The organism is Novosphingobium beihaiense, from assembly GCF_022832375.1.
Lineage (GTDB): Bacteria > Pseudomonadota > Alphaproteobacteria > Sphingomonadales > Sphingomonadaceae > Novosphingobium > Novosphingobium beihaiensis.
Genome location: NZ_JALHLG010000018.1, coordinates 107,413 through 116,411, shown reverse-complemented (window position 1 = coordinate 116,411; position 8,999 = coordinate 107,413). Strand labels below are relative to the sequence as shown.

Annotated in this window: 7 protein-coding genes and 1 pseudogene; 3 read left to right on the top strand and 5 right to left on the bottom strand. The window is 62.5% G+C overall.

The features are described from left to right. On the top strand, positions 1–484 hold a 484-nt coding region (locus tag MTR66_RS13460), incomplete at its 5' end, for an FtsX-like permease family protein (RefSeq protein WP_243921881.1). On the opposite strand, the gene MTR66_RS13455 is transcribed toward MTR66_RS13460, so the two are convergent. The 3 genes from MTR66_RS13455 to MTR66_RS13445 form a co-directional block, all read right to left on the bottom strand. Continuing rightward, positions 485–967 (bottom strand): RDD family protein, encoded by a 483-nt coding sequence (locus tag MTR66_RS13455; protein WP_243921879.1) that lies wholly within the window; start codon positions 965–967, stop codon positions 485–487. 129 nt (positions 968–1,096) lie between these two features. Further along, on the bottom strand, positions 1,097–1,591 hold the full coding sequence (locus tag MTR66_RS13450; protein ID WP_327194507.1) for a DUF805 domain-containing protein: 495 nt from the start codon (positions 1,589–1,591) through the stop codon (positions 1,097–1,099). Positions 1,592–1,722: 131 nt separating this feature from the next. Then, positions 1,723–4,398, bottom strand: a complete 2,676-nt coding sequence (locus tag MTR66_RS13445; protein WP_243921877.1) for a TonB-dependent receptor — start codon at positions 4,396–4,398, stop codon at positions 1,723–1,725. A gap of 262 nt (positions 4,399–4,660) precedes the next feature. Between MTR66_RS13445 and typA the strand changes: the two genes are divergently transcribed. Both typA and MTR66_RS13435 read left to right on the top strand, forming a co-directional pair. Next, complete coding sequence (typA, locus tag MTR66_RS13440; protein WP_243921875.1) at positions 4,661–6,493, top strand: translational GTPase TypA; 1,833 nt, start codon at positions 4,661–4,663, stop codon at positions 6,491–6,493. Positions 6,494–6,591: 98 nt separating this feature from the next. Beyond that, positions 6,592–7,242, top strand: a complete 651-nt coding sequence (locus MTR66_RS13435; protein WP_243921874.1) for a YitT family protein — start codon at positions 6,592–6,594, stop codon at positions 7,240–7,242. A gap of 390 nt (positions 7,243–7,632) precedes the next feature. On the opposite strand, the pseudogene MTR66_RS13430 reads toward MTR66_RS13435, so the two are convergent. Both MTR66_RS13430 and MTR66_RS21440 read right to left on the bottom strand, forming a co-directional pair. Further along, a pseudogene (locus MTR66_RS13430) lies at positions 7,633–8,573 on the bottom strand (IS5 family transposase). Positions 8,574–8,727: 154 nt separating this feature from the next. After that, complete coding sequence (locus MTR66_RS21440; protein WP_407673050.1) at positions 8,728–8,952, bottom strand: Arm DNA-binding domain-containing protein; 225 nt, start codon at positions 8,950–8,952, stop codon at positions 8,728–8,730. Between the last annotated feature and the right edge of the window lie 47 nt (positions 8,953–8,999).

The window sequence follows — 8,999 nt, the reverse complement described above, 5'->3', positions numbered from 1 at the left end:
GGCAGGTCTGCTGCCAAAACTGGCGCGCGCCTTCCCTTCCAGCTCGGTGATCGAGACGGGCAGTCTGCTGCGCGATGCCCGCGCACTTCTGGACCAGATGTCGGTGGCGATCCTGGCAGCGGCCTCCGTGGCGGTGCTGGCCGGACTTGCCGTGCTGCTGGGCGCCATCGCCGCGGCCCGCGCCAGCCGCACTTACGACAACGTGATCCTGCGCGTGCTGGGGGCCAGCCGGCGGCAATTGCTGGCGCTGCAGATCGCCGAATACGGCCTGCTGGCGCTCGTGCTTGCCGTGATCGCTCTTGCGACCGGCAGTGCCCTTGCCTGGGCGGTGGTGGTCAAGCTGTTCGAATTCGACTGGCTGCCGGACTGGCCGCGCGTGCTGGCCGTGCTGGGCGCGGGCGTCGTGCTGGTGCTGGCCTTCGCGCTGGGCGGTTCGCTGCCGCTATTGCGGGCGAAACCGGCCCAGGCGCTCAGGGAATTGTGATCAGGCGAACACGTCCTCATGCTGGACGACCGAACGCGGATCGCGGGTCTTCCATACCAGCGTTCCGGCGATGAGGTCATGCAGGCCCTGCTTGCGTTCGGTGAAGGCCACCATGATGTAGCCGATGAACAGGATCAGGCCAGACAGGATCTTGGCGAAATAACGGCCTGTGGCGCGCGCGAAACTGAGGCGTTTGCCGTTCTGATCCGTCACCACCAGGCCCACGGCCAGCTTGCCGACGGTCGCTTGCAGCGACGAACTTTCCATCAGGGCAAAATAGAGCCAGTTGCCAATGAGCGAGATGGCCATCATGACCAGCCCCATGCTCATGGCTGCCGCCATTTGGGCCTGTTCGCCGGCCAGACTGCTGAACATGGCGCCCATGCCCAGGATCATCATCAGAACGGTTGACGCGATGTAGAGAATGACAAAGTCGATGAGATAAGCGAGCACGCGCCACCAGAAACCGCCGTAAGGCTGCATGATATTCCCCTGTTCATGCACGGTGCGAAAATGCGCACCACTAAGTATTCGAATATTATAGAGAATACGATCCGCAGCGCAAACCGCAAGCGCTGTGCGATCCTATAGGAATCCGTTTCGAACCGGCCCTCAAATGAATATCTGCGAACCCGCCGGGTCCTTGGGGTCTTCCCCGAAACGGTTCGCCCCCGGAGTCCCCGGCAGGAACATAATCACCAGATAGCAGATGCTCGCGATCCAGCCGAATACCGGAACCACACCCAGCACCACGAAACCCAGACACCACCAGCCGCTCATGTCCCGGTCATGCAGACGGCGCACGTTCACGGCTATGCTGGGAACCAGTGTGGCCAGGCTGTAGATGCCCAGAATCGCGAAGAAGGCAATGGCCGCGATACCGAGCCTGCCCCCGAATTCCGCCCGCTGAAGCAGCACGCGGTGGGAAAAGCCGGTCGAAAAGGCCAGGCTGGCCAGCACCGCCATCACGACGACGTTCAACACCGCGAAAGACCAGAATTCCATGCGCCGGGACCGCCCCTGGAAGTCGGCATAGCGGTAGAACGGCAATATCATGTGTTCGAGCATGACCGGCGCCCGTCCTTTCCCGCCCGCGGACAACTTCACGGTTTGGCTAACCGCTTTACATCCAGCGGGCAAGAAAAAGGGGCACGCAGCCCCCCGGCAGCGTACCCCTTGTGCAGTATGCGTTCCCCGGCGCTTCTCCTGCCGCCGAAGTTCGCAGTCACACTCCGCCGTTAGAAGCGGTAGCGCGCCGCCACGCCATATGTGCGCGGCTGGTTCGGATAGCCCGAAATCGAGCCCGGCTGCGCCGGACTGTCAAAAATCTGGAGGATCGTGCGGTCGTTGAGCAGGTTGCGCCCCCAGACCGACAGTTCAATGCCGTTCGCCATCGCATATGTCAGCGAGGCATTCACATCGTTGATATCCTGCTTGAATTCGCGAGCCGCGGCCAGCGCCGCGCTGACATCGGCGATATTGCCGGACGCATCGTAAGTGACGAGGCCGGGCAGCCCTTCCACCAGCTTGAACGGCATTTCATAGTGATAGTCGCCGCGCAGGATGATCCTGTCTCCATTGCCCAGCGGTTGCACATATTCCGCGCCGAACGTCACCGACAGCGGCGTGGCCCCGGCCGGGCGCGTGCCGGACAAGTCACCGAAGGCCGACAGCACGAATTTGTCGTACTTGGCATCGAGATACGTCATCGAAAGCGTCAGCGTCAGCGGATCGACAGGCTTGGCCGAACCTTCGAACTCGATCCCGAAGGCGGACTGCTTGCCCGCATTGGCGAGGAAGAAACCGGAGCCGGTAAAGATGTTCGACTGGAAGTTCTTGATGACCTGCCTGAACACCGCAACATTGGCTGACACCACGCCCCAATTGCCCTTGAGGCCGGCCTCGTAGACGGTCGAATCCTCCGGATCGGCATAGCGGCTGCCCGAGGTCAGGTTGGTCACGGCCAGTCCTTGCGCTCGCAGTTCGGCCAGGTCCGCCGGAGTCGGGCGGCTGTCTCGCGAAAGGTTGATGGAGGCCGCCTTGTAGCCGGTTGCGAAAGCGGCATAGACATTGACCGTGGGCGTCATGTCCCAAGCCACGCGCGCGGTGTAGCTGACGTTGCCGTCGCTGATCCTGCCCCCTTCGACCGCGTTGGGCACATTCATGAACGGCGGGAAATACTGCAGCGGCTTCAACCCAAGCAGCGAATTCACCGCCGGGTTCGTGGCATTGGCCGCGGCGTAAGCCAGCAGTCCCTGATAAGCCGCCGGATTGCTAGCCGCGAAGGCGCCGATGGCCGCCGGATCGGTTGGGTCCACACCCAGCCCCGCAAGCCCCTGGGCGAAGATCGCGGTCTGGCCATCCGCCACCAGATCGACCCCGGCGAACACATCGTCCGACGTGGTGTTGGTGGCGAAGCGCTTCTTGTCGTGCGTGTAGTTGATGCCCCCGGTAACGGTCAGGCCCGGAGCCACTTCGAAATCAAGCTGGCCAAACACCGACCACGCCTCGTTCTTGACGGTATAGGCTTCGGTCAGCCCCGAGCCCGGCGTGAAGAACTGCCCCACATACTGCGCCGGATTGCCTTCCAGATTGCCCAGGATCAGTTCCAGATCGCCGCTGTCGAGATGGCCGATATTGTTTGCCCCGCCCGTCAGCGACTGCACCAGAAGATCGGCATAGGTCCGCGCATCATTGCCCCAGAGCACTGCGTTGTTCTGATCGATCTTCTCATTGAAATAATAGGCGCCCAGCAACCCGTGCAGCTTCTCGCCCAGATCGAAGTTGGCGCGCAATTCCTGCGTGAAGGTCTTGATCCGCAAGTCCTGCCAGTTGCGGCCGAGCAGGTCAGCGCTGGAGAAGTCGGAATCCTGATTGGTCAACGCATCGGTGCGGCGGTAGGCCGTGATAGAGGTCAGCTTGGTGGCGCCCAGATCATAATCGATCTGCCCCGAAAAGCCCCAGTTCTTGATCTTGTTGGAGCTCTCGAAGTTGTAATAGGCAATGTTGTCGTATGCCTCGGACGGCAGGTTTACCGCCCCGCCCAGCGCGAAGATCGCCGCCGTCGGCAGCGATTGGCGCAAGTTCACGACGGCGCAGCAGTTCTCATCGATCTTGCCGTAATCGCCGATCAACCGGACTTCGAGCCCATCGTGATTGTCGAACAGCAGTTGCCCGCGCGTGAACCAGCGGTCGCGTTCGTTGGTCCGTTGGCCGGTCGCCAGATCCCGGACGATCCCGTCGCGCTTGTTGAGGCCGCCCGCAAGGCTGACCGCGATCGTATCGCTGACCGGCCCGGTGACCATGCCCTTGACGACTTTGGCATCGTAATTGCCGTAGACCGCCTCGATATTGCCGCCAAAGGTGAACTGGGGCTTCTTCGTCACAATCGAGATAACGCCGGCCGAGGCGTTCTTACCGAACAGGGTGGACTGCGGCCCGCGCAGCACTTCGATCCGCTCGACATCGGGAAAGTCGGAAATCATCGAGGCCGAGCGCGAACGGTACACGCCATCGATGAACAGCCCCACCGAAGGCTCGATCCCGGCATTGTTGGCGCCGTTGCCAAAACCGCGGATATAGAAATTGGTATTGGCGCTCGACTGCAGCTGGTTCACGCGCAGCGAAGGCACCACCGACTGCAGATCCTTCAGATCGCGTATCTGCGCGTCCTCGATCGTCTGCCCGGTGGTAACCGTCACCGCCACCGGCACGTCCTGCAGCGTCTGCTCGCGCTTGGTGGCCGTAACAATGATCTCGTCGGAGAATACGTCGTCAGCGGGCTGCGCTCCGTCCTGCGCCATCGCCTGAGGCGCCCAGGCCAACACGGCCAGCGCAGCGCCCAGCATCAGCCCATTACGCACCCTTGCGCCGCCGCCCGAACACGCGGCGGGATTTGCGGAAACACCCTTCATGGCCCCGTCCCTCTCCTGCCCGGCGGTCCGCTTTTTGCCAGCAAGGCTCGCCGATATCCTTCGTGTTCTTAGAAAATTCCCGGCCGTTGGACAATCGTGCGCAACGAAAAATTGCGGACAAATGGCACCGCTGTGACAGTCCTGCCACATTTCATTCCCTGCACGGCGGCTTGCCGGAATCGCGCGGATCGGTTAAGGGCGCGCGGATTTTGCGGTGCAGCATGCGCTTTGCACCACCCTCCTGTTTGAAAGAAAACAACCGATGTCCGCCCCGCTTCCCCTGCGCAATATCGCCATCATTGCGCACGTCGACCATGGCAAGACCACGCTTGTGGACCAGCTTTTCCGCCAGTCCGGCACCTTCCGCGACAACCAGCGCGTGGAAGAGCGCGCGATGGACTCCAACGATCTGGAAAAGGAACGCGGGATCACCATTCTGGCCAAGCCGACCTCGATCGAGTGGGAAGGCCTGCGCATCAACATCGTCGATACCCCCGGCCACGCCGACTTCGGCGCCGAAGTGGAGCGCATCCTCTCGATGGTCGATGGCGTCGTCCTGCTGGTGGACAGCTCGGAAGGCGCAATGCCGCAGACCAAGTTCGTCACCGGCAAGGCGCTGGGCCTCGGCCTCAAGCCGATCGTCGTCGTCAACAAGATCGACCGTCCCGATGGCCGCGCCGACGAAGTGCTGAACGAAGTGTTCGACCTCTTCGTCAGCCTCGATGCGAACGACGAGCAGCTCGACTTCCCGGTGCTCTACGCCTCGGGCCGCAACGGCTATGCCAGCGATGACATCAATGCCCGCGAAGGCACGCTGGAGCCGCTGTTCCAGCTCATCCGCGATCACGTCCCGGCGCCGGACCTCGATGCCGACGCGCCGTTCTCGTTCCTCGCCACCCTGCTTGACCGCGACAACTTCATGGGCCGCGTGCTGACCGGCCGCGTCCAGTCGGGCGTCCTCAAGATCAACGATCCGATCCGCGCGATGGACCGCGAAGGCAACGTGGTCGAGACCGGCCGCGCCTCCAAGCTGATGACCTTCCGCGGGCTGGACCGCGTGCCGGTGGAAGAAGCCCGCGCGGGCGACATCATCGCGCTCGCCGGCCTTGAAAAGGCCACCGTCGCCAACACCATCGCCGATCCGCAGGTTTCCGAGCCGATCCAGGCCCAGCCGATCGACCCGCCGACGCTCGCCATGCGCTTTGCCGTCAACGACAGCCCGCTCGCGGGCCGCGAGGGCGACAAGGTGACGAGCCGCCTGATCCGCGACCGCCTGATGCGCGAAGCCGAAACCAACGTCGCCATCCGCGTCACCGAGAGCGAGGACAAGGACAGCTTCGAGGTTGCCGGGCGCGGCGAACTGCAGCTCGGCGTCGTTATCGAAACGATGCGCCGCGAAGGCTTCGAACTGGGCATCTCGCGCCCGCGCGTGCTGTTCAAGACCGACGAAAACGGCGGCCGCACCGAGCCTTACGAAACCGTCGTGATCGACGTGGACGACGAGCACTCGGGCACGGTGGTTGAGAAGATGCAGCGCCGCAAGGCCGAGCTGACCGACATGCGCCCCTCGGGCGTGGGCAAGACCCGCATCACTTTCTCGGCGCCCTCGCGCGGCCTCATCGGCTACCACGGCGAGTTCCTTTCGGACACGCGCGGCACCGGCATCATGAACCGCCTGTTCGAGAAGTACGGCCCCTACAAGGGCGCGATCGAAGGCCGCCTCAACGGCGTGCTGATCTCGAACGGCACGGGCGAGGCCAATGCCTACGCGCTCAACAACCTGGAAGACCGCGGCATCCTGTTCGTGGCCCCGCAGGAAAAGCTCTACGAGGGCATGGTGATCGGCGAGAACGCCAAGCCCGATGACCTCGAAGTGAACCCGATGAAGGCCAAGCAGCTGACCAACATCCGTTCCTCGGGCAAGGACGATGCGATCCGCCTCACCCCGCCCAAGGTCATGACGCTGGAACAGGCCATCGCCTATATCGACGACGACGAGATGGTCGAAGTCACGCCGCAGTCGATCCGCCTGCGCAAGGTCCACCTCGACCCGCACGAACGCAAGCGCGCCAGCCGCAAGAAGGACGCGGCCTGATCCGGGCAGCCCCCTCCCGCGAGAGAGGGGGCCCCTGGATTGCATGGAAGAAAGGGAAGAGGCAGCCTGCGGCATGTGACTTTTGCCGGGAACCCGCCGTGTCTGCCAAATCCGATAGCCCCGCTCCGCCCGAACCCGCAGGCGCCCCTGCTCCCGGGGTGCCGCATACCCGGCTTGAGGACGCCTATGCCCTGTTCGTGGGCACCGTGCAGCTCTCGCTGGGCGTGGTTCTGCTGAAAGCCGCAGGGCTTGCCACCGGGGGCGTGGCGGGCATCTCGCTGGTGCTGAACTATCTGACCGGGCTTCCCGTCGGCCTGTTCTACGCGGCCATGACCCTGCCGATGCTGGCCGTGACGCTGCGCGCGATGAGCTGGCTGTTCATCGTCAAGACCCTGATCGTCACTTTCGGCCTTTTCGCGATGACCGCGATCGCCGCGCAGACCATCGATATCGACTGGATCAGCAAGCCTGTGGCTGCCCTGGCGGGCGGCAGCGTGATCGGCATGGGCGCGCTGGCACTGGCCCGCCACGGCGCGGGCACAGGCGGCTCGGGGGCCATCGTGCTCTGGCTCTACCGCACGCGCGGCTGGAACGCGGGCCGCACGCAGATGCTCTTCGATGGCTGCGTATTGCTGTTTTCGCTCGTCGCGCTGGATGTCACCCGCGTCCTGTGGTCGCTGCTCGGTGTGATGGCGACGGGTGCCATTCTCTACGTCTGGCACCGGCCGGGGCGGTACACCGGGTACTAGCAGCGCGGACAAATCCGAGCCCGGGCTGCCGCGGCCGCTTTTCAAGATTCTTGTCCGGAACCAGCCTTTTCGAATACGCCGACATTGCGGACGTTTATCTAGTTATGGAAAATCGGCATGTGAGTGCTATGCGAACTTCCCTCAGCTTGGCCACTTTATCGCTTTTAACTTCGGCCTGCTTGGCGCTGGTTCATTTGCAACGCTGCAGGCAAGAAGTACCCCAGTTATCATGGCGAACTGGTTTTTCTTGATCGGCATGCAGTTGAAATATTCTCGATGGACCGAAGTTGCAGATCTTACTTTGACTCAATCGCAATTGTCGGACCGTTTGCAGAGGCTTTGTTGCGCAAATCGGTCGCAGGGCAGCAGTCGGACTTTGAGGGCATTCGGTTACACGACACGCTGCGTTTGAGGCCTTCCGAGTGCGGTGAAACGGTTGAGGATGGCTGCACGGATTTGCAGTTCGGCGACCTGGCGATCGAAGTCACGTGCCATGACGCGTTCGCCCAGCAGCTTGAAGCAATGCATTTTTGTTTCGGCCAGGCTGCGCTGGTGATAACCGCTCTATCGTTTCCAGATCGCCCTGCCAAACCGTTGGCTTGAGCGAACAATTTCATTGCGGGCCGCAACGCCCGGCGTGCCCTCGGGCCAAGCTTTTGCATTACAGCGAGCGGGTATGACGGCGCAGACATCACGCGCGGCGATGGCTTCGTGACAGGCCCTGGTGTCAAAAGCGCCGTCGGCACTGACGATCGCGACGGCGTGATCGTGTGGGATCTGCTCCAGCAGTTCGGGGAGCATGGGGCATCGCCAACCCGGCTTCCGGTCACTTCGATGGCCCGGATTTCCAACGATCCGGCATCCACACCCAGGTGGACCTTTCGCCATTGACGGCGCTTGGACGGACCATGCTTGCGCCTGCACCATTCCCCGTCTCCAACGGCCTTGATACCCGTGCTGTCGATCAGCAGGCGCAACGGTCCGGGACTGGGCTGACAGGGTATCTCGACAAGCAAAGTCTTCTGCCTCCGGCTCAGGGTGTTGAAATCCGGCACCGGCCAATCAAGCCCTGCCATCTCGAGAAGGCTGGCGACCATGCCGGTGGTCTGGCGCAAGGGAAGCTTGAACACTCCCTTCAGCGTCAGGCAGGCCTGGATCGCGGCGTCCGAAAAGACAGGTTGGCGCCCGCGCTTGCCCGTCGGCGCGGACAGCCATTGCATCCCGGGATAAAACCAGACCTGAAGCGAACCTCTCTGCGCCAATGCTGCGTTGTAGGATTTCCAATTCGTCGTGCGGTAGTGGGCGCGGCGCGGCTTGCGTTCGTTCTCCACCAGTAACCGCTTGAGTTCGGTAATGTGGGGACCGAGCTTGGGCTTCGGCTGAACCTTGCGATCGTAACTGAACTTGCCTTCCTCCGCCTCGTCGCCTGCCTCCATCGCAAGCGACAATAGATGACCTGGGGAGTACTCCCCGATTGGGCGCCGATCACCGAGCCAGGGAGGGGGCACCATTCGCACGCCGATTACAATACTTCATCCGCCATAGCTTGGTTCCGGACGGATTGACCTGGAGATAAAGACCGCCTCCGTCGCCGAGCTTGTATGCCTTGGCTTTCGGCCTAGCATTTTGATCGTAAAGTCCGCGAGAGACATGATTGGGGGCCTTTTTCCGAATTGGACTCGGCGAGACCCCCAACAGGTGGGCAACCATGAGATCGGTTCGGACGTGCTGAGCACGTGCAGACCCTGTAAATACCA